Origin of the sequence: Cellulomonas sp. ATA003, assembly GCF_031582905.1 — a bacterium.
Classification (GTDB): domain Bacteria; phylum Actinomycetota; class Actinomycetes; order Actinomycetales; family Cellulomonadaceae; genus Pengzhenrongella.
On record NZ_CP133990.1, the window covers coordinates 1,704,262 to 1,724,087 of the forward strand.

21 protein-coding genes are annotated in these 19,826 nt (G+C 74.6%); 10 read left to right on the plus strand and 11 right to left on the minus strand.

Annotated features, from left to right (window positions below):
• Positions 1–4: 4 nt before the first annotated feature.
• Both REH70_RS08340 and REH70_RS08345 read right to left on the minus strand, forming a co-directional pair.
• Complete coding sequence (locus REH70_RS08340) at positions 5–2,050, minus strand: VWA domain-containing protein (RefSeq protein ID WP_310753687.1); 2,046 nt, start codon at positions 2,048–2,050, stop codon at positions 5–7.
• Positions 2,043–3,425, minus strand: a complete 1,383-nt coding sequence (locus tag REH70_RS08345; RefSeq protein ID WP_310754202.1) for a magnesium chelatase — start codon at positions 3,423–3,425, stop codon at positions 2,043–2,045. The genes REH70_RS08340 and REH70_RS08345 overlap by 8 nt, the downstream gene beginning before the upstream one ends.
• Before the next feature lie 92 nt (positions 3,426–3,517).
• On the opposite strand from REH70_RS08345, the gene REH70_RS08350 reads away from it, so the two are divergent.
• The 9 genes from REH70_RS08350 to REH70_RS08390 all read left to right on the plus strand — a co-directional run bounded on the left by REH70_RS08350 (position 3,518) and on the right by REH70_RS08390 (position 9,930).
• Positions 3,518–5,179 carry a circularly permuted type 2 ATP-grasp protein gene (locus REH70_RS08350; RefSeq protein ID WP_310753688.1) on the plus strand — a complete coding sequence of 554 codons (1,662 nt, stop codon included), beginning with the start codon at positions 3,518–3,520 and terminating at the stop codon, positions 5,177–5,179.
• Positions 5,173–6,111 (plus strand): alpha-E domain-containing protein, encoded by a 939-nt coding sequence (locus REH70_RS08355; RefSeq protein WP_310753690.1) that lies wholly within the window; start codon positions 5,173–5,175, stop codon positions 6,109–6,111. The genes REH70_RS08350 and REH70_RS08355 overlap by 7 nt, the downstream gene beginning before the upstream one ends.
• Positions 6,112–6,113: 2 nt before the next feature.
• Entirely contained in the window at positions 6,114–6,959 is an 846-nt protein-coding gene (locus REH70_RS08360) for a transglutaminase family protein (RefSeq protein WP_310754203.1), read from the plus strand.
• Between the two features lie 11 nt (positions 6,960–6,970).
• Positions 6,971–7,270: a hypothetical protein gene (locus tag REH70_RS08365; RefSeq protein ID WP_310753691.1), complete on the plus strand. Its 300-nt coding sequence runs from the start codon at positions 6,971–6,973 to the stop codon at positions 7,268–7,270.
• A gap of 20 nt (positions 7,271–7,290) precedes the next feature.
• On the plus strand, positions 7,291–7,872 hold the full coding sequence (locus tag REH70_RS08370; protein ID WP_310753692.1) for a transglutaminase family protein: 582 nt from the start codon (positions 7,291–7,293) through the stop codon (positions 7,870–7,872).
• 85 nt (positions 7,873–7,957) lie between these two features.
• A complete protein-coding gene (gene arr, locus REH70_RS08375) occupies positions 7,958–8,386 on the plus strand; it encodes an NAD(+)--rifampin ADP-ribosyltransferase (protein WP_310753694.1) in 429 nt (142 codons plus the stop codon).
• Between the two features lie 31 nt (positions 8,387–8,417).
• Positions 8,418–8,600, plus strand: a complete 183-nt coding sequence (locus tag REH70_RS08380) for a hypothetical protein (RefSeq protein ID WP_310754506.1) — start codon at positions 8,418–8,420, stop codon at positions 8,598–8,600.
• The gene (locus REH70_RS08385; protein WP_310753696.1) at positions 8,555–9,211 is read left to right on the plus strand and encodes an SDR family NAD(P)-dependent oxidoreductase; all 657 of its coding nucleotides are present in this window, start codon (positions 8,555–8,557) and stop codon (positions 9,209–9,211) included. The genes REH70_RS08380 and REH70_RS08385 overlap by 46 nt, the downstream gene beginning before the upstream one ends.
• Entirely contained in the window at positions 9,208–9,930 is a 723-nt protein-coding gene (locus REH70_RS08390) for an SDR family oxidoreductase (RefSeq protein WP_310753697.1), read from the plus strand. Before REH70_RS08385 ends, REH70_RS08390 begins: the two co-directional genes overlap by 4 nt.
• Before the next feature lie 55 nt (positions 9,931–9,985).
• On the opposite strand, the gene REH70_RS08395 is transcribed toward REH70_RS08390, so the two are convergent.
• The 4 genes from REH70_RS08395 to REH70_RS08410 all read right to left on the minus strand — a co-directional run bounded on the left by REH70_RS08395 (position 9,986) and on the right by REH70_RS08410 (position 12,748).
• A complete protein-coding gene (locus tag REH70_RS08395; protein WP_310753698.1) occupies positions 9,986–10,546 on the minus strand; it encodes a hypothetical protein in 561 nt (186 codons plus the stop codon).
• The gene (locus tag REH70_RS08400) at positions 10,543–11,484 is read right to left on the minus strand and encodes a cold shock domain-containing protein (protein ID WP_310753699.1); all 942 of its coding nucleotides are present in this window, start codon (positions 11,482–11,484) and stop codon (positions 10,543–10,545) included. The genes REH70_RS08395 and REH70_RS08400 overlap by 4 nt, the downstream gene beginning before the upstream one ends.
• A 109-nt stretch (positions 11,485–11,593) precedes the next feature.
• The gene (locus tag REH70_RS08405) at positions 11,594–12,043 is read right to left on the minus strand and encodes a hypothetical protein (RefSeq protein ID WP_310753701.1); all 450 of its coding nucleotides are present in this window, start codon (positions 12,041–12,043) and stop codon (positions 11,594–11,596) included.
• Positions 12,044–12,148: 105 nt separating this feature from the next.
• On the minus strand, positions 12,149–12,748 hold the full coding sequence (locus REH70_RS08410) for a GrpB family protein (protein ID WP_310753702.1): 600 nt from the start codon (positions 12,746–12,748) through the stop codon (positions 12,149–12,151).
• 162 nt (positions 12,749–12,910) lie between these two features.
• On the opposite strand from REH70_RS08410, the gene pflB reads away from it, so the two are divergent.
• Positions 12,911–15,175: a formate C-acetyltransferase gene (pflB, locus tag REH70_RS08415; protein WP_310753704.1), complete on the plus strand. Its 2,265-nt coding sequence runs from the start codon at positions 12,911–12,913 to the stop codon at positions 15,173–15,175.
• A 74-nt stretch (positions 15,176–15,249) separates the two neighbouring features.
• Here pflB and REH70_RS08420 read toward each other — a convergent pair whose 3' ends face one another.
• The 5 genes from REH70_RS08420 to REH70_RS08435 form a co-directional block, all read right to left on the minus strand.
• Positions 15,250–15,912 carry a response regulator transcription factor gene (locus REH70_RS08420; protein ID WP_310753705.1) on the minus strand — a complete coding sequence of 221 codons (663 nt, stop codon included), beginning with the start codon at positions 15,910–15,912 and terminating at the stop codon, positions 15,250–15,252.
• 108 nt (positions 15,913–16,020) lie between these two features.
• Positions 16,021–16,344, minus strand: a complete 324-nt coding sequence (locus tag REH70_RS20565) for a phosphotransferase (protein WP_396134697.1) — start codon at positions 16,342–16,344, stop codon at positions 16,021–16,023.
• Positions 16,341–16,841 carry a phosphotransferase gene (locus REH70_RS20570; RefSeq protein WP_396134698.1) on the minus strand — a complete coding sequence of 167 codons (501 nt, stop codon included), beginning with the start codon at positions 16,839–16,841 and terminating at the stop codon, positions 16,341–16,343. The genes REH70_RS20565 and REH70_RS20570 overlap by 4 nt, the downstream gene beginning before the upstream one ends.
• 304 nt (positions 16,842–17,145) lie before the next feature.
• Positions 17,146–18,492, minus strand: a complete 1,347-nt coding sequence (locus REH70_RS08430; protein ID WP_310753707.1) for a phosphotransferase — start codon at positions 18,490–18,492, stop codon at positions 17,146–17,148.
• Positions 18,476–19,792 carry an ABC transporter ATP-binding protein gene (locus tag REH70_RS08435; RefSeq protein ID WP_310753708.1) on the minus strand — a complete coding sequence of 439 codons (1,317 nt, stop codon included), beginning with the start codon at positions 19,790–19,792 and terminating at the stop codon, positions 18,476–18,478. The genes REH70_RS08430 and REH70_RS08435 overlap by 17 nt, the downstream gene beginning before the upstream one ends.
• Between the last annotated feature and the right edge of the window lie 34 nt (positions 19,793–19,826).

Below are 19,826 nucleotides of genomic sequence, written 5' to 3' on the forward strand. Positions count from 1 at the left end.
GGGTCTACTCGCCCTCGCCCCATGCGCCGCCCCACGCACCCCACGCACCCCAGGCGCCGTGGCGCCGCGCGTCGAGGTAGGACCCGATCACCGCAGCACCGAGGTCGTCGGCCTCGGGGGCGACGACCTCGCCGCCCGCCCGGCGGGCGAGGGCGTCGACGAAGCGCGCCAGGCTGGGATCGTCCCCGAGGCGGAAGATCGTCGTGCGTGCCCCCAGCCGTGTCGAGGCGTCGAGCTCGCGCACCGCGAGGGCGATCGTCGTGGGGTCCGGCGGGTAGGCGAACCACACCTCGCCGCCCGGCTCGAGGTGCGAGGTGGGCTCGCCGTCGGTGACGACGAGGAGCACCGGCTGGGCGTCGGGGTGCTTGCGGAAGTGCCGGTTGGCCAGCAGCAGCGCGTGGTGCAGGTTCGTGCCCTTGTCCCACCGGGCGTCCAGGCCGACCAGCTCCTCGATCTCCATGACCGCCGCGGACCGTCCGAACCCGATGAGCTGCAGGGCATCCCCACGGAACCGGGTGGTGACCAGGGTGTGCAGCGCGAGCGCGGTGCGCTTCATGGGCACCCACCGGCCCTCCATCGCCATGGAGAACGACGTGTCGACGAGCAGCGCGACGCACGCGCGGGTGCGTGCCTCGGTCTCGAGCACCTCGACGTCGTCGACGTCGATCGTCACGCGCGCGCTGCCGAGCGCGCCCGGGCCGCGCTCGGCAGCGGTCCGGGTCAGGGCGTTGGTGATCGTCCGGGTGACGTCCCAGGGCTCGGTGTCGCCGAACGCCCACGCCCGCGTCGACCCGGACGGCTCGCCGGCGGCGCCGTGCTGACGGACGTCGTGCCCGCCCGGGCGGCGGGACATCGACTCCGCGACCGTGCGCAGCAGGCTCCGGCCGAGCTGCCGCATCGCCTTCGGGGTGAGGGCGAGCCGACCGTCGGAGCCGCGCCGCATCGTGCCGGACCGTTGCAGCGCTGCCTCCAGGCGCTGCAGGGTGCGCGCGTCGACGGCGGCGTCGGCGCCGAGCTGGCGGGCGAGCTTCTCCAGGTCGAGGTCGTCCAGCCGGGCGCCGCCGTAGGACTGCGCGAGCTGCTCCGCGAGCTCGTCGAGGTCGGCGAGGTCCTGGAACACGCCGGTGCCGTCCCCCAGGCCGAGGCCGCTGTCGCCGTCCATCCGCTCGGAGCCGCCCCAGTCCTCACCGGGCCGAAGCTCCCGCAGCCCGTCGTCGAGCCGGCCGAGCTGCTCCATCAGCTCGGGCGACCCGAACGCCCCCTGCGCGAGCGCGTCGAGCTCCGCACGCTGCTCCGGGGTCAGCGAGTTCCGCAGCCGCTGCGCGGCCGCGGCGCGCTGCGCGAGGGTGTCGACCAGCTCCTCGACCGAGCCGGGGCGCTCGGGGAAGAACGCGCCGTGCTTCGCCATGAACTCGGCGAAGTCCTCGGGTGTGTCCTGCGCGCGTGCGTGGGCCTCGAGCAGGTCGTTGAGGTCGGCGAGCATCTCCGCGAGCGCCGCCCGGTCGTCGTCGCTCGCGTTCTCCAGGGCCGCCTTCATGCCCGCGAACCGCTGGTCGAGCAGCTCGCGGCCGAGCAGGTCCTTGATCTTCTCGAACTCCGTGCGCGCCTCACCGCTGCGCCAGTCGTAGTCGTTCAGCTCGTTGACCGCCGCCGCCGGGGAGGCCGGGAGTCCGTCCAACCGCATCTGGGCCAGGGCGCGCTCGCCCTCGTCCATGTCCACGTCGCGCGCGAGCTGCTTGCGCTCGGCGAGGACCGCCCGGTCGAGCAGCTCCTTGATCTCACGGAGCGTGCCGTCGAGGTGGTGGTCACGGGTGAGCTCGCGGCGTCGCTCGGCGACCCGGCGGCCGAGCTCGTCCAGACCGCGGCCGTCCCCGCCGCCGCGGCGCAGGAGCTCGCGCATCGCGGCCTCGGGGGAGGAGCCCGCCATCACGTCCGCCCCGATCGCATCGAGCGCCTCGGTGAGGTCGACCGGTGGGGCGAGCGGATCGGGGCCGCCGGAGTACGGGGCGTACCGCGACCGCCGGGTGAGCCGGCGGTTGGTCCTAGCCATAGACCGCCTCCCCGTCGCCGGTCTCCTTGCTCACCCGGCGCGCCAGGTACAGGCCCTCGAGCGCCAGCTCGATCGCGCCGGCCCGCTGACCGTCCGTCGTCGCACCGAGGCGCTCGCACACCGAGTCGTACAGCTCGGACTCGCCCAGCGCCGGCAGGCCCGCGAGGAAGTCCCGCGCCGTCACCCCCTCACCGGTGGTGATCAGCGTGCCTCGACCGATCGCCTCGACCAGCACGCCGAAGTCCAGTCCGCGCAGGTGGGCGCGCACCGTCTCGGCGGTCGCGGTCCGCAGCAGGTGGTCGAGGATCTCGTCCTCGCGGCCCTCCTCGCCGGACTCGAACTCGATCTTGCCGGCGAGCACGTCCACCGCCGTCTCCAGATCGACCGGTCGGGCGACGGCCTCGGGTTCCCCGTGACGGGCGGCTCGGTGCAGGGCTGCCGCCGCGATCGTCTCGGCGCCCGCGATGGCGAACCGGGCGCTGACCCCGCTGCGCTGGTCGACCGCGCTCGACTCGCGCAGGGCCCGGGCGAAGCGGGCCAGGATCTCCACGAGGTGGTCCGGCACGTCCGCGACCAGTGCGGCCTCCTGCCGGATGACCGAGACCTCGTCGGCGAGCTCGGTGGGGTAGTGGGTGCGGATCTCCGCGCCGAACCGGTCCTTGAGCGGGGTGATGATGCGTCCGCGGTTGGTGTAGTCCTCCGGGTTCGCGCTGGCCACCACGAGCACGTCGAGCGGCAGCCGCAGGACGTAGCCGCGGATCTGGATGTCCCGCTCCTCCATCACGTTGAGCATCGCGACCTGAATGCGCTCGGCGAGGTCGGGCAGCTCGTTGATCGCGACGATGCCGCGGTGGCTGCGGGGGATGAGGCCGAAGTGGATGGTCTCCGGGTCCCCCAGGGCGCGCCCCTCGGCGACCTTCATCGGGTCCACGTCACCGATGAGGTCCGCGACGCTGGTGTCCGGGGTCGCGAGCTTCTCGACGTACCGCTCGTCGCGGTGCCGCCACGTGATCGGCAGGTCGTCCCCGAGCTCGGCGGCGCGCCGCCGGCTCGCCGTGGTCAGCGGCTCGTAGGGGTGCTCGCCGATCTCCGAGCCGGCGATGACGGGGGACCACTCGTCCAGCAGGCCCGCGAGGGTGCGCAGCAGGCGGGTCTTGCCCTGGCCGCGCTCGCCCAGCAGGACGACGTCGTGCCCCGCGAGCAGCGCGCGTTCGAGCTGCGGGACGACCGTGGTGTCGAAGCCGTGGATGCCCGGCCAGGGGTCGCGCCCCTCACGCAGGGCGGCCAGGAGGTTGTCGCGGATCTCGGAGCGCACGGTCCGCAGCTCGTGCCCGAGGGCCCGGAGCTCGCCGACGGTCGCCGCAGGGGGACGCATCACCCGACGGAGCGTAACCCCGGCTCGCCCCGCTGCACCGGGCGTCACATCGCCGCAACGTCGGGGAAACACGTCGGTCCTACGGTCAGGCCATGAGCGACATGTTCGCCGGGTACGCGGAGCGTCAGGCGCGCAGCGGCACGTGGGACGAGATGTTCACGCCCGAGGGCGACACCCGGCCGGAGTGCGTCAACCTCCTCGACGGTCTCCGCCCCCTGGTGGACGCCGAGCTGGGCTCCCGGGCGACCGCCCTGTCGCGTGACTTCCACGAGCAGGGCATCACGTTCCAGATCTCCGGCAAGGAGGCGCCGTTCCCGCTCGACATGCTGCCCCGGGTGGTCTCGGCGGCCCAGTGGCGCGTGGTCGAGACCGGGGTCGCGCAGCGGGTGCGCGCGCTCGAGGCGTTCCTCGCCGACGTGTACGGGCGCGGCGACGTGCTGCGCGACCGCGTCGTCCCGACCCACCTGGTGACCTCGAGCACGCACTTCCACCGCGCGGCCGCCGGCATCGTCCCGCCCAACGGCGTGCGGATCCACGTCGCGGGTGTTGATCTCATCCGCGACGAGGCCGGCCGGTTCCGCGTGCTGGAGGACAACCTGCGCTGCCCGTCCGGGGTCAGCTACGTCTTGGAGAACCGTCGGACGATGGCGAAGGTCTTCCCCGATCTGTTCGCGGTCGAGCGGGTCCGCAGCGTCTCCGGCTACCCCGCGCGCCTCCTGGCAGCGCTGCGGGCCTCCGCGCCACCGAGCCGCGACGACCCGACCGTCGTCGTCCTGACCCCGGGCGTGCACAACTCGGCCTACTTCGAGCACGCGCTCCTCGCCCGCCAGATGGGCGTCGAGCTCGTGGAGGGGCGCGACCTCGTCTGCCGGGCCGACACGGTGTGGATGCGGACCACCGAGGGCGAGCAGCGCGTCGACGTCGTCTACCGCCGGGTCGACGACGACTACCTCGACCGGCTGCACTTCCGCTCCGACTCCGTCGTCGGGTGCCCCGGTCTGCTCAACGCGGCCCGGTCCGGCTCGGTGACGATCGCCAATGCCGTCGGCAACGGCGTCGCCGACGACAAGCTGCTCTACACGTACGTGCCCGAGCTCATCCGCTACTACCTGGGCGAGGAGCCGGTCCTGCCCAACGTGGACACCTTCCGGCTCGAGGACCCGGAGCAGCGCGGCCACGTCCTGGACAACCTCGACCGGATGGTCGTCAAGCCCGTGGACGGGTCCGGCGGCTACGGCCTGGTGATCGGTCCCACGGCGTCCGACCAGCAGCTCGCCGAGCTCCGCACCGCGGTGCTGGCCGACCCGCGGGCCTGGATCGCGCAGCCGGTGGTCCGCCTGTCGACCGCGCCGACCCTCACCGACGACGGCTTCGCGCCCCGGCACGTCGACCTGCGGCCGTTCGCGGTCAACGACGGGGAGCGCATCTGGGTCCTGCCCGGTGGGCTGACCCGGGTCGCCCTGCCCGAGGGCAGCCTGGTGGTGAACTCCAGCCAGGGCGGTGGCTCGAAGGACACCTGGGTGCTGGCGGACGACGACCGGCGCCAGGCGGTGGAGGACGCGCTGGACGACGTCGTCCCGGCGCCGCGGCAGGCGGCCCGTGCACCGACGGGACCGGCCCCCGGTCAGGAGACCGGACCGTGGCCGACCGGCGACGACCAGCAGCAACAACAGCAGCAGCAGCGACAAGAGCAACAACATCAGCAGCGACAGCAGAGGGACGTCGACGGCCCCGGAGGTGACGGACGATGCTGAGCCGGCTCGCGGAGTCGCTGTTCTGGATCGGCCGGTACGTCGAGCGCGCGGAGGACACCGCCCGGCTGCTCGACGTCCACACCCATCTCGTGCTGGAGGACGGTCCGCTCGACGTCGAGGAGGCGTCCCGGACGGTGCTCGCCGTCATGGGCGTCACCGCGGCGGACGACGTGGTCGGCCCCCGGACGGTGACGCATCTGCTGGCGTTCGACGAGGGGACGCCCGCGAGCATCGTCAGCTCGCTCGTCGCGGCGCGTGAGAACGCCCGTGGGAGCCGGGACACGGTCTCGTCGGAGATGTTCAACTGCCTCAACCGGACCTACAACGAGCTGCCCGCGCAGGTGGCGACCGCGCGCCGGGTCGGCCCGGACCCGTTCTTCTCGTTCGTGCGTTCGCGCGGCGCGGAGTTCCACGGGCTCACCGACTCGACCATGAGCCGGGACGAGGGCTGGCTCTTCCTCGTGCTCGGCCGGAGCCTGGAGCGCGTCGACATGACCGCCCGGCTGCTCGAGACCCGGGTCACCGACGTGACGACCACCCACTCGTGGGTCACCCTCCTGCGCCTGTGCGGCGCCTACGAGGCGCACCTGCGGACCTACCGCGGCCGGATCGAACCCGCACGGGTCGCGGAGTTCCTCCTGCTGGACCGCCTCTTCCCGCGGTCGGTGTTCTGCGCCCTGCGCACCGCGGAGGACTGCCTCACCGCGCTGCAGCCGCTGGTCGGCCGGGCGGGTGTCGCGGACGAGGCGAGACGCGCCCTCGGGCGTGCCCGCACCGCGATCGAGTACGGCCGTCCGGAGGACCTCCTGGACGCGATGCCGACCCACCTGCGGATGCTCCAGGACGCCGTCGCCGTGGCGTCCGGCGCCGTCGCGCGGCGGTACTTCCGACCGGGCGTCCCCCTCGAGTGGCACCGGGAGGCCGCCCTGTGAGCATGCGTCTGAAGATCGTCCACACCACGTCGTTCTCGTACGCCGCACCCGTGACGTCGTCGTACAACGAGGCGCGGCTGACCCCGCAGACGACGCCCTCGCAGACGACGCTCGAGGCCGTCGTCCGGACCGATCCACCGTCCACCCCGCAGCGGTACCACGACTACTGGGGCACGCAGGTCACGGCGTTCGACCTGCACCGGCCGCACGACCGGCTCGACGTCGTGGCGTCGTCGCTCGTGGAGACGGCGGGTGGCCCGGCGCCCCGCGACGAGCCGCGGGCGACCTGGGTGGAGCTGCGGTCCGCGGAGCTCCGCAACACCTTCGCCGAGCTGCTCAGCCCGACGCGGTACACCGCGATGGACGCGGCGATGCGTGGGTCGCTGGCCGAGGTCGTCGACGAGCCGGACCCGGAGACGGCCGTCCATGCCGCGTCGGCCCTGGCCCGCGAGCACCTGACGTACCGCGCCGGTGCGACCCGGGTCGCGACCACGGCGGCCGAGGCGTGGGCGCAGGGCAGCGGCGTCTGCCAGGACTTCGCGCACGTCGCGATCGCCTTCCTGCGGGCTGCCGGCGTCCCCGCCCGGTACGTGTCCGGCTACCTGCACCCGGTGGTCGAGCCGCAGGTCGGTGTCACGGTCGTGGGGGAGAGCCACGCGTGGATCGAGGCCTGGGTGGGGTCCTGGCTGGCGGTCGACCCGACCAGCGGCGCACCGGTGGGCGACCGGCACGTCGTCGTCGGGCGGGCCCGGGACTACGGCGACGTCTCACCCGTGCGCGGTGTCTACGCGAGCCCGGGCGGCTCGTCGTCGCTGCGGGTGCAGGTCGAGATCACGCGGGTCGGGTGACGGTGAGCGGGATGCCGGGGGACGGCGGCGCACCGAGCGGCGTCAGCGTCGTCACCTGCGAGATGACCTGGGACGTCAGGGGCCCGACGACGTTCGCGCTGCAGGTGGCGGTCGCGACGGCGGGCGCAGCTCGGGGCGCAGCGGGTGCGGGCTCAGCTCGTGGGGGCGCGGCGGGTGCGGGCGCTGCAGCGGTGGGCGGCCTGGACGAGGACCTCGACGTCCGGTGCGACGGCGGCGACGTGGAGGTCTCGGTGGTGGGTGCGCCCGCGGGCGGGCGTCAGCACGTCGTCCGGGCACCGGGGGTGTGCTGACGGTGCGGTACCGGGCGCGGGTGCCCGCGTCGCCGGTCGCGGCGCCGTCGCCGGTCACGCTCGCGGAGCGCGTCGAGGCGCTGCGCCCGAGCCGGTACTGCCCGTCGGACCGGGTCCTGGGGCTCGCCGCCGGCGAGTTCGGCGGCATCGCCGGGGCGGGCGACCGGGTCCGGGCGGTGTGCGACCACGTCGCCGGCCGGACCGCGTACACGGCCGGCTCGAGCGGCCCGACGACGGACGCGGTCGAGACCCTGCTGTCCGGCACCGGGGTCTGCCGGGACTACGCGCACGCCGTCGCGATGCTGTGCCGCGCGGCCGGCGTCCCGGCGCGGGTCGTCTCGGTGTACGCGCCCGGCCTGAGCCCGATGGACATGCACGCCGTCGTGGAGGCCGAGGTCGACGGCGTGTGGACCGTGTGGGACGCGACGCGGCTCGCCCCGCGCCCGACGCTGGTGCGGATCGCGACCGGGCGGGACGCCGCCGACACGGCGTGGGCGACCGTGGTGGACGGGCGCGCGGACCTGCGGACCTTCGCGGTCACCGCGACCGCGCCCGGGGACCTGCCGCCCGACGACCACGGCCGGCTCGTGGCGCTCCGGTAGGGCGACGCCTGCCGCCGGGGGCTTGTCCGGCCGCCCGCGAGCCGGGTTGGCTGGGCACCCGGACCGACGCCGAAACGGGGTGGGCATGACCGACGACCCGACGCCGGCCGGCGTGCTGGACGCGGGCCCCTTCTTCCACGGCACGCGCGCCGACCTGCGCCCCGGTGACCTGCTCGTGCCCGGCCGCGTCGCGAACTTCGGCGCCCGGAGGCCGGGGCACTTCGTCTACCTCACCGCGACCCTGGACGCCGCGGTGTGGGGGGCCGAGCTCGCGGTCGGTGACGGCCGGGGCCGGGTCTACCGCGTCGAACCCACGGGACCGTTCGAGGACGACCCGAACCTCACCGACACGCGGTTCCCCGGCAACCCCACGCGGTCCTACCGCACCCGGGAGCCGCTGCGGGTGGTCGACGAGGTCACCGACTGGGAGGGGCACCCGCCCGAGGTGCTCCAGCACATGCGTGACCGCCTCGCCGAGCTCGAACGGCAGGGTGTCGAGGCGATCGACGAGTAGGCGCCGGGTGCGGCGTGGCACAGTGGCGCGCATGGAGCTGAATCTCGCGGGCAAGGTCGTGCTGGTCACCGGCGCCGGGCGCGGCATCGGTCGCGCCATCGCCGAGTCGTTCCTCCACGAGGGGCTCGGGTCGTCGCCACGGACGTCGACGAGGCCGCGGTCTCGTGGGTGGCGGCCCGTGGCGACGCGACCGACGGGGCGGCGTTGGCGTTGAGGTGCGACGTGCGGTCGGACGAGTCGGTGGAGCACGCCGTGGCGGCCACGCTCGAGCGCTTCGGTCGGATCGACGTCCTGGTCAACAACGCGGGCGTCCTCGGTGAAGGACTGATCGAGGAGGTCGACGCCGCGACGTGGAGCTTCGTCCTCGACGTGAACGTGACCGGCACCTTCCGGACCTGCAAGGCGGTGATGCCCGCGATGAAGCAGCAGGGGAGCGGCCGCATCATCAACGCGGCCTCCTTCGCCGCGGTGGTCCCCAGCGTCGGGAGCGCCGCGTACGCGGCGTCCAAGGCCGCCGTCGTCCAGCTCACCCGGGTCCTCGCCGGAGAGCTCGGGCCGTGGAACATCACCGCGAACGCCTACGCACCCGGGATGATCCCGAGCGAGCTGAACGGCTTCCTGGAGAAGGACCAGGCCACCCAGGACAGGCTGCTCGACACCCTGACCCTGCGCCGGTGGGGCGACGCCCAGGAGGTCTGCGACCTGCTCTGCTTCCTCGCGAGCGACGCCTCCCGCTACATCACCGGCACGCTGATCGACGTCAGCGGCGGGAAGCTCGCCACCCAGCTGCCGCAGCGGGCCTACGAGCTCGCCGAGGGGCGATGATGGCCGGCTCGCGCGTCCTGTGGGTCACCGGCGCGGGCAGCGGGATGGGGAGGGCGGCCGCGGTCGCCGCCGCTGCCGGTCGCCGGGTCGCCCTGAGCGGACGGCGCCCGGACCGGTTGGCCGAGACCGCGACGCTCGTGGCGGAGGCCGGCGGCGAGGCCATGGTCCTGCCGCTGGACGCCCGCGACGGTGACGCGCTCGCCGGGGCGCACGCCGCGATCTCGTCCGCCTGGGGTGGGGTGGACGACCTCGTGCTCTCCGCCGGTCTGAACTCACCGCGCCGGACGTGGGCGGACCAGTCGATGAGCGAGGTGCAGGCGGTCATCGACACCAACCTCACCGCGGTCGTCCGGACGGTCGACACCGCGCTCCCCGACCTGCGGACCGCTGGCGGTCAGGTCGTGGTGATCTCCTCGTACGCCGGGTGGCGCTTCTCGCCCCTCGCGGGTGTCGCCTACAGCGCGAGCAAGAGCGCACTGCGCTCGCTGTGCCAGACCCTGAACGCGCAGGAGGCCCGGAACGGCGTGCGGGCGAGCCACCTGTGCCCGGGCGACGTGGACACCGACTTCCTGGGCCTGCGTCCCCACGTGCCCGACGACGACGCCCGCTCCGTGATGCTCCGCCCCGACGACGTCGGCCGGGCGGTCCGCTTCGTCCTGGAGTCACCGCCCTGGGTGCGCATCGACGAGCTGGTCATCAGCCCCGTCTCGCAGACCTGACGGCGCACTCGGGCTCGATCCGAGGAGCACCCACCGCGCAGCCGGCGCGACCCGGTCAGCCGCCGGGGCAGACCCGGTCGGTCGAGCTCCGCAGCGTCACCGCGCTCGGGTGGAGCGGCAGCTCGAGCCGGCGGGTGATCCCCAGCGTCGTGACGTCGACCAGCACGTGCTCCACGACCACACCGCTGTCGGCGCCGAGGTCGACGCACGGGAAGTCCAGGGTCTGCCAGACGGCGACGGAGCCGCCCCGCGGGACGGTCACCGCCGGTGCCGCGTGCTCGGGCAGCAGGACGTCGCGCTCGCCGAGGACGCTGACCTCCGAGCGCAGGACCGCCGGCTGGTCGGGGACGGCGGCCACGCGGACCGGGACCGGTCCGGTGCTGCGGTAGGACGCCATGACCCGGGCCTCACCCGGCGCCGGGTCGACGGCCGTCCACCCCCGGTCGGGGTCGCTGGTGTCGACCACCTCCGACGCCCACGCCACCTCGCCCTGCTCGAGCCGCGGGTTGAGGCCGACGACGAGCCAGGCGCTCGCGAGAGCGGCGATGGCGACCCCTGCCGTCCCGGCGAGCGCCCGGCGTCTGCGCATCGCGTCCCGGCCCGCCCGCTCGGTCACAGCAGCTCGACGCGATCCGCCTGCGGTCCCCGGTCGCCCTGACGCACGGTGAACCGGACCCGGTCGCCCTCCTCCAGGGCCTCGTCGCCCCGGACGACCGACACGTGCACGAACAGGTCGGCGCCGCCGGAGTCCGGGGTGATGAAGCCGAAGCCGCGGTCGGCGTCGTAGCGCGCGACGACGCCCTCGCCGCCGCGCACGGGGGCGCCGGACCCCGTCGGACGGGTCGACCGACCACGGGCCGGCGCGGCGGTGGGTGCGCCACGGTGGACCGGGCCGCCCGCGAGCCGCACGTCGCGAGCCTGCGGGCCCTTGTCGCCCACGGCGACGTCGTAGGTGACGCGGTCACCCTCGACCAGCTCGGTGAGCCCGCCGGCCAGCGCGCGGACGTGGACGAACACGTCGTCGCCGCCGGACTCGGGGGAGATGAACCCGAAGCCCTTGTCGGCGTCGTACCAGGTCACGGTGCCGTCGGCTCCGTCGGACGCCGCGGCTGGCGCGGCGGTGGCGCCGAGCGGCAGGAGGTGGTCGGCCTGCGGGCCCTTCTCGCCGTCGACGACGAGGAACGCGACCCGCTGCCCCTCCGAGACGACGCCGCCCCCCACGATCGCCGAGCTGTGCACGAAGATCTCGGCGCCACCGCCGTCGGGCGTGAGGAAGCCGTATCCCTTGCCCGGCTCGTACCAGGTGACGGTGCCGAGCACGCCGAGGGGCGCGTCGGCGGCGTGGTCGCCCGTGACCCGGACGCGGCGTGCCTGCGGACCGCGGGCCCCTTCGCCCAGCTCGAACTCGACCACCTGCCCCTCGCGGAGCTGCTTCGGCCCGTCGTCACCGACGATCTCGGACGCGTGCACGAACAGGTCCTCGGCGTCGTCCTCGAGAGCGAGGAAGCCGAACCCCCGCTCGGCGTCGAACCAACGGACGGTTCCCTGGGGCACGGCTGACTCCTCGTTCACGTGGCGGTGTGCTGCTGTGCCCAGTGTCCCCGACGGGACCGTGGACCGGCGACGCGCGCCGGCCGCACCACGGCGCGCGTGAGCGCAGCGGTCAGCTGCAGTTGTCGCAGACGCCCGTTCCCGGGAGTGCCATCGAGCACGTCGGGCAGATGGACGGTGCCCGCTCCGGCGCGGTGGCCACGCGCCGGGTGGGGGTCCGCGTCGCGGTCGAGGCCCGCAGCGTCGTCGCCCGGGGTGCGCGGGTCGTGCGCGCCGTCCGAGCCGTCCCGGTCGGGGCGAAGAACGGCTCGGTGACCGTGAACCCCCGGCGGCGCAGGATCGCCACGGCACCGTCGAAGCCGCTCGCGACCTCCTCGGGTGTCGCGATGCGGCCGGTCGCGAACCGGTGCGCGACGCCGAGCACCGCGCGGGAGTCGTAGGTGCGGCCCTCGTGGACGACCGGGTAGTCGTCGGACCGGACGAAACCGTAGACGTCGAGGAACTCCTCCTCGCCCCGGGCGTCGTACTCGGCGAGGGCCTGGAGGACGTGCTGCTGCGTCACGGATGAGAACGTCGCCACGAACGGCAGCCTACGTCGCGGGCGCCGTCGGAGCCGTCCCGCCCTCCGGGTCCGGGTCCTCGTCCCTCACCGGCGAGGTACGCGGACTCACCGCTCGCGAGCCGCCCGTGCCCGCGCCTTGATCGCGAGGATGACGTCGGTCTTGGCGTCCGCGTACGCGTTCATGTCGTCCCAGGGCCTGCCGAGCAGAGCCCTCTTCGTGGCCTCGTAGAGGGCGCGGTCGTCCGCGTCGGCCCGGAGATGGTCGCGGAGCAGGAGGTAGTCGTCCACGGCCGGATCGCCGTGCTCGTAGAGGTGGACGTGGACGTCCCGCTCGGGGGTGCGCACGAGGCGGTGCGCCGGCTCGCGGACCCGCAGCTGGTACCCCGCGGCCAGGAGCGCGTCGAGGTAGTTCTCCTCGGCGGTGATGTCGTCCACCGTGACCACGATGTCGACGATCGGCTTCGCGGCCAGACCGGGCACGGCGGTGGAGCCGATGTGCTCGATCCCGATGTCCCGGTCTGCCAGGGCGTCGAGGATCCGACGGCGATGGGCGAGGTACATCTCGGACCAGCGGTCGTCGGAGCCGTGCAGCTCCAGTCGGAGGGGCTCGACCCCTCCGACCAGGTCGACCGTGCTGACGTCCGGTCGGCGCGGCGTGCGGGGGTGCTCACCCGGACATCCTCCTCGCCGATCGCGCATCCACATGACCGGCCGTCGTCGGGCACGACGTCCGGTCGCGGGGCAGCCCGGGACCGAAGACCTACGCCAGGCCGCCGGGCGGGCGGCAGAGTCGAGGGGACGACGCACCGGGAGGGTCCCGGTGCACCGCCCCTCGACGGGGTGGACATCGGAGAGGAACTCCCGACCATGACGACGACCGCGTCGACCGAGCCGGCCACGACCACCACGCCCGCCTGGCGCGGGTACGTCCCCGGGCCGTGGCAGGACGGCGTCGACGTCCGCGACTTCATCCAGCGCAACTACACCCCGTACACCGGCGACGCTGGCTTCCTGGCCGGCGCGACGCCGCGCACGGCGGGCATCTGGGCGCGGTTGACCGCGATGTTCCCCGAGGAGCGCGCCAAGGGCGTGTACGACGTGGACGCCACGACGCCGTCGACCATCACGGCCCACGCCCCGGGGTACATCGACGCGGAGAACGAGATCATCGTCGGGCTGCAGACCGACGCGCCGCTCAAGCGCGCGATCATGCCCAACGGCGGGTACCGCATGGTGGAGAACGCCCTGAAGACCTACGGCTACACGCCGGACGCGACGGTGGCGAAGATCTTCACCGAGTACCGCAAGACCCACAACGCGGGCGTCTTCGACGTCTACCCGCCCCACGTCCGCGCCGCGCGCAAGAGCCACATCGTCACCGGCCTGCCGGACGCCTACGGCCGCGGCCGCATCATCGGGGACTACCGCCGTGTCGCCCTCTACGGCGTGGACGCCCTCGTCGCCGCCAAGAACCTCGAGCGCGCCGAGCTGGACCTCGAGCGCTCCGTCGAGGACGTCATCCGCGACCGCGAGGAGGTCGCCGAGCAGATCCGCGCGCTCGGTGAGCTCAAGACGATGGCCGCCTCGTACGGCTATGACATCTCCGGCCCGGCCACCACCGCCCGCGAGGCCGTGCAGTGGCTCTACTTCGCCTACCTCGCCGCGGTGAAGGAGCAGAACGGCGCCGCGATGTCGCTCGGCCGGACGTCGACCTTCGTCGACATCTACCTCGAGCGCGACCTCGCCGACGGCCTCCTCACCGAGGAGGAGGCGCAGGAGATCATCGACGACTTCGTCATCAAGCTGCGGATCGTGCGCTTCCTGCGCACGCCCGAGTACGACGCGCTGTTCTCCGGCGACCCGACCTGGGTCACCGAGTCGATCGGCGGGATCGGCGACGACCGCCGGCCCCTGGTCACCCGGACGTCGTTCCGCTACCTCCAGACCCTCTACAACCTCGGCCCGGCGCCCGAGCCGAACCTCACCGTGCTGTGGAGCGCCGCGCTGCCGGACGGGTTCAAGCGGTTCTGCGCGCAGGTCTCGATCGACACCTCGGCCATCCAGTACGAGTCCGACGACCTGCTGCGCGAGCAGTGCGGTGACGACGCGGCGATCGCGTGCTGCGTCTCGGGGATGACGGTCGGCAAGCAGATGCAGTTCTTCGGCGCGCGGGTCAACGTCGCCAAGGCGCTGCTGTACGCGATCAACGGCGGCCGCGACGAGATCACCGGCGACCAGGTCGCCCCGGTCTCCGCTCCGCTCGCCGGTGACGTGCTCACCTACGACGCCGTGTACCCGGCCTACGACGCGCTGCTGGACTGGCTCGCCGAGACCTACGTGGACGCCCTCAACTGCATCCACTACATGCACGACAAGTACGCCTACGAGCGGCTGGAGATGGCGCTGCACGACCGCGCCGTCCGCCGGACGCTCGCGTGCGGCATCGCGGGCCTGTCCGTCGCGGTCGACTCGCTGTCGGCGCTGCGGTACGCGACCGTCCGGCCCGTGCGGGACGAGACCGGTCTCGTCGTGGACTACGACGTCGAGGGTGACTTCCCGACCTACGGCAACGACGACGACCGCGCCGACGACATCGCGGTGGCGCTCGTGCGGTCCTTCATGGCGAAGATCCGCCGGCAGCCGACCTACCGGGACGCCGTGCACACGCAGTCGGTGCTGACCATCACGTCGAACGTCGTCTACGGCAAGCACACCGGCAACACCCTCGACGGGCGTCGCACCGGCCAGCCGTTCGCGCCGGGTGCGAACCCGATGAACGGCCGCGACACCCACGGCATGCTCGCCAGCGCGCTGTCCGTGGCGAAGCTGCCGTACGACGACGCCCAGGACGGAATCTCGCTGACGTCCACCGTCGTCCCGTCGGGCCTCGGCCGGACGCGCGAGGAGCAGGTCGGCAACCTCGTCGGGCTCATCGACGGGTACACCCTCTCCCACGGGTTCCACGTCAACGTCAACGTGCTCAACCGCGACACGCTCACCGACGCGATGGAGAACCCGGACAAGTACCCGCAGCTGACCATCCGGGTGTCCGGGTACGCGGTGAACTTCACGCGGCTGACCCGCGAGCAGCAGCTCGACGTGCTGTCCCGCACGTTCCACGGGGCGGTGTGACCGGCACCTGACCGCGTCCGGGCACGCACGACCGGCGGCCTCCTCGACGAGGGAGGCCGCCGGCGTGCCCGGAGTCAGCCGTCCGCGAGCCGGTAGCCCATCCCGCGCACCGTCTCGATGCGCTGCGGCCCGAGCTTCTTGCGCAGGTAGGCGATGTAGACGTCCACGACGTTGGAGCCGGGGTCGAAGTCGAAGCCCCACACCTGGCTGAGGATCTGCTCACGGGACAGCACCTGGCCCGGGTTGCGCAGGAACATCTCGGCGAGGGCGAACTCGCGGGCCGACAGGTCGACGGTGCGTCCCGCGGTCGTCGCCCGGCGGGTGCGCAGGTCGAGCGACAGGTCACCCGCGGTCAGCACGGTGACCTCGGCGGCCCGCTCCTCGCGCAGCCGCAGCCGGACCCGGGCCAGGAGCTCCTCGAACCGGAACGGCTTGGGCACGTAGTCGTCCGCGCCGCCCTCCAGGCCGGCCACGGTGTCGGCGACGGAGTCCCGGGCCGTGAGCATGATGACCGGGATGGTGACGCGGGTCTCGCGCAGGCGGGCGAGGACCGCGAACCCGTCCAGGCGTGGCAGCCCGACGTCCAGGATGAGCAGGTCGAACTCGCCCGACGACGCGTGGTCGAGCGCGTCGAGGCCGTCGCCGACGACGGTGGGGGTGAAGCCGCCCGCCCGCAGGCCCTTGGCCACGAACGACGCGATCCGCTCCTCGTCCTCCGCGATGAGGATCCGCTTCATGCCCGTGCTCCCGTCCCGCGGCCCGTGGGCGACCACGCGCCGGACCCTCCGACGCCGCGGTGGCGCGAGGGGCGGCCGCCTCGGTGCTCATCGTGCCCTGCTCGTCGCTCACCAGCCGCCGCGCCGCGGCCGCCGACCCGGGTCGGAAGCCGTACACCGCCACGAGGCGTGCCCGGGTGGCCGCCGCGTACGCCGGGACGCGAGCCAGCACGTGCGGCTCGGGGCGGTACCCCGCCAGGACGGCGTCCCGCGCCGCCGCCGCGCGAGCCGCCGAGCACACCCCTGGTGCACGCGGAGCTCGAGGTGGACGAGCAGGTTGGCCAGGTCCAGGGCGGCCTCCCCGGCCGCCGCGAGGTCGAAGTCCAGCAGCCCGATCCCGCCCGAGCCGTCGACGAGCAGCTGCTTGTCGTGCAGGTCCCGGTGGACGGTCACCAGCGGACCGGCGCTGCCCGGCCACGCCGGCTGCGGGACGTCGACCGGCACGCCGTGCGCCGCGGCGAGCGCCTGCCAGCGGTGCAGCACCGCGAGCTCCGCGGTGGCGTCGTGCACCGGGGCGTCGGGGGCGGTGGGGTCGTGTGCAGGGCGGCGAGGGTGCGGCCGACCTCCCGCGCGGCCGTCACGACGTCGGCGGTCGGGTCGCCCAGCAGGGCGTGCAGCGTGCGCCCGGGCAGCGGGCCCGTGACCACGACGCCGGCGTGGGCGTCGACGTGCAGCACGGGCGGCACCCGCACCCCGGGGACGGCGGCGGCACGGGCCGTCCGGGCCACCTCGGCCGCGCGGTCGGGCCGGACGACCTTGGCGTAGGACCCGTCCCCGAGCCGGACGACGGCGCGACGCTCCGGTCGGTGGGCGACGAGCGCCGCACCCGGGTCGCGCAGCAGGTCCGCCAGCACGCGCAGGCGCCGGTCCGCCCCGGCCGGCTGCACCACGACGCCCCCGGGCGTGCCCGTGCTGCCGGGCGTGCCTGCGCTCCCGGGGGCTCCGTGCCGGCCGCGGTCGGCGCCGTTCGCGCGGACGGGGACGCGGCGGGCGGCAGGCCGACGAGGTGAGCGGGGCGGCCGGTCGCGGCAGCGACGTGGGCGGCACGTGCCGGGTCCGCGAACCACTGCCCGGCGACGGCCGGACCGTGCGGCGGGACGAGCTCGAGCAGCAGGTGCTCGCCGCTGCGCGGCCACGCGCGCCCCAGCCGCAGGCCGTGCGCGTCGGCGACCCGGGCCACGTGCGCGAGCGCGGTCACCGGGCACCGCCGACGGGCATGCGCGACCGACCGGCCCACCCGGCGAGCTCGGCGTCCTCCGCGGTGGTGAGGAGCCGGGCGACCTCGTCCGGCCACCGGGGGCTGCAGCGGCGGAAGGGATCGACGGCGCGTCGCAGCAGGGCGGCGGCGGTGTGGACGCGCAGCCGGTCCTCGTCGACCGTCGCGGCGCAGCCCGCCGCCTCATGGCCCGCGAGGAGGGCGGACGCCGGTCCGGTCACGTCCGCCGCGGCCCACGGGCCGAGCCGGTCCGCGCCGCGGACCGCGCCGCTGTGCAGGGCGGCGATCGCGCTGCCGAGGTCCCCCTCGGCCTCGCCGCCGCCCACCGCGTCGAGGTCGACCAGGCCAACCGTCCCGTCGGCGTCGATCACGACCTGGTCGGCCGAGAAGTCGCCGTGCACAGTGACCGGGGAGGTCCGGCGGTCGGACAGTGCGACGGCCAGCCGTTCGGCGAGCGCGTGGGCGCGGCCGGCCAGGGTCGGGTCCAGCGAGCTCACGGCCTCGGCGGCACGGCGCAGGTCCGTCACCTCGTCGGGGGCGGACCGGACCGGCAGGGCGCCGGCGGGCAGCGCGTGCAGCGCGGCCAGGGCTGCGCCCGTGGCTCGCAGGTCGTCCGCGGTCGCCGTACCCGCCGCGAGCAGCCGGTGCAGCCCCGTCCCCGGGACCCAGGTCAGCGCGACGACCCCGCGCGTGGCGTCGGCCCCCAGTATCTGGGGCACCCGCAGCCCGGCGCCCTGCAGCGCCCGGGTGCCGCCGAGCGTGGCGAGCGTGTCGGCCGGGCGGTGCACGCGCAGCACGACCGCCTCCCCGGACGCCGGGGTCAGCAGGCCGACCCACCGCCGCTGCGGCTTGTGGGCGAGGGTGCGCAGCCCCGAGGCGGCAGGGTCGGCAGCAGGTTCGGCCGGGTCGGCCGGGTCGCCGACCCCGCGCACGCCGACCCCGCGCACGCCGATCCCGCGCACGCCGACCCGCGCGAGCAGGCGGGCGGGGTCGCGGGCCAGCCGGGCGAGGGCGGGCAGGTCCCGGTCCGCCGGGGGCCGCGCGACGACGACGCCCGCGGCGTCGTCCACGAGCAGGAGGTCGTCCGGTCGTGCGGCCGCGACCGTCTTGGCGAGCTTGGGCGCCCCCGGCCGGTAGGCGAGGGCGAACGCGGGCCGGCCGCCGACGTCCAGGGCCAGCGTGCAGGACACCCCGCGCTTGTGTCGCAGGTAGCCGCGGCTGACCGGGGCGCCGAGCCGCTCGGCCAGTGCGTCGTCGTCGAGCAGCAGCGCCAGCCCGGTCAGGGGGTCGCGGCGGACCAGGGTCTCGTCACCGGGCGACAGCACGGCGCACCTCCTCGAGATCTGCCGGCACAGGGACGGCCGGCACGGGGTCGGCCGGCACAGGGTCGGCCGGCTCGGGCATGGCCGGCGGGGTGGGCTCGACGCGACCGTCCCGAAGGCGGACCACACGGTCGCAGTCCCGGGCGGCGTCGAGGTCGTGCGTGATGACGAACGTGGTGCGGCCGGCGGTCAGGCGGCCGAGCGCGGCCACCACCTCGGCCTCGGTGTCACCGTCGAGCCCGGTGAGCGCCTCGTCCAGGACGACGATCGGGGCGTCCCGCAACGCGGCGCGGGCGATCGCGACGCGCTGGCGCTGCCCGCCGGACAGGGTCGCGCCACGCTCGCCGACCACGGTGTCGTACCCGTGCGGCAGGTCCCGGACGAAGCCGTCCGCCCCCGCGAGGCGAGCGGCCGCGACGACGTCGTCGTCGGTGGCGCCGGGCCGGCCGAGGGCGATGTTCTCCCGGATCGACGTCGCGAACAGGACGCTCTCCTGCAGGACGACGGCGACCTGCTCGCGCACCGAGGCCAGCGTCAGGTCGCGCAGGTCGTGCCCGTCGACGAGCACCCGGCCGTCGTCGGGGTCGCGCAGCCGGGACAGCAGCGACAGCAGCGTCGACTTCCCCGAGCCGGACGGCCCGACCACCGCGACCCGCTCCCCGGGGTGGACCACGAGGTCGAGCCCACGCAGGACGGGGTGACCCGGCGTGTAGGACAGGTGCACCCCCTCGAAGCGGACGTCGCCGCGGAAGCGGGGCGCCGGGCGGGCCCAGCTCCGGTCCGCCAGGTCGGGCGCGGTCTGCAGGACGTCGACGATGCGCTCGCCGGACGCCGCGGCCTTCGCGATGCGGCCGGTGTACTTGGCGACGTCGCGCAGCGGCTTGAACGCCGTCTTGAGGTAGGTGAGGAACACGACGAGCTCACCGGGGGTGAGCGCGCCGGCCAGGACCCGCTGCGCGCCGAGGTAGAGCACGAGCCCGGTCGCCAGGCCGACGAGGGCGTCGGTCTTGCGCTCGAGGCCCGCGGACAGCCGCTTGGCCTTGACCCCCTCGGTGAGGCTCTTGTCGTTGCTGCCGCCGAACGCCCGCTGCAGCGGGCCCTCGAGGCTGTACGCCTGGACGACCGTCATCGAGGACAACGACTCGGTCGCCATGGAGGCGAGCGCCCCCTCGGCGGTGCGCTGGCCGCGCGAGACCGTGCTGATCCGGCGCGTGAGCCGGACGCTGACCAGGGCGAACAGGGGGAACACCAGGAGCACGACCCCGGCGAGCTGGAGGTCGAGCACGGCGATGACGACGAGCATCCCGACGAGGGTGACGACGTTCCCCAGCAGGGGA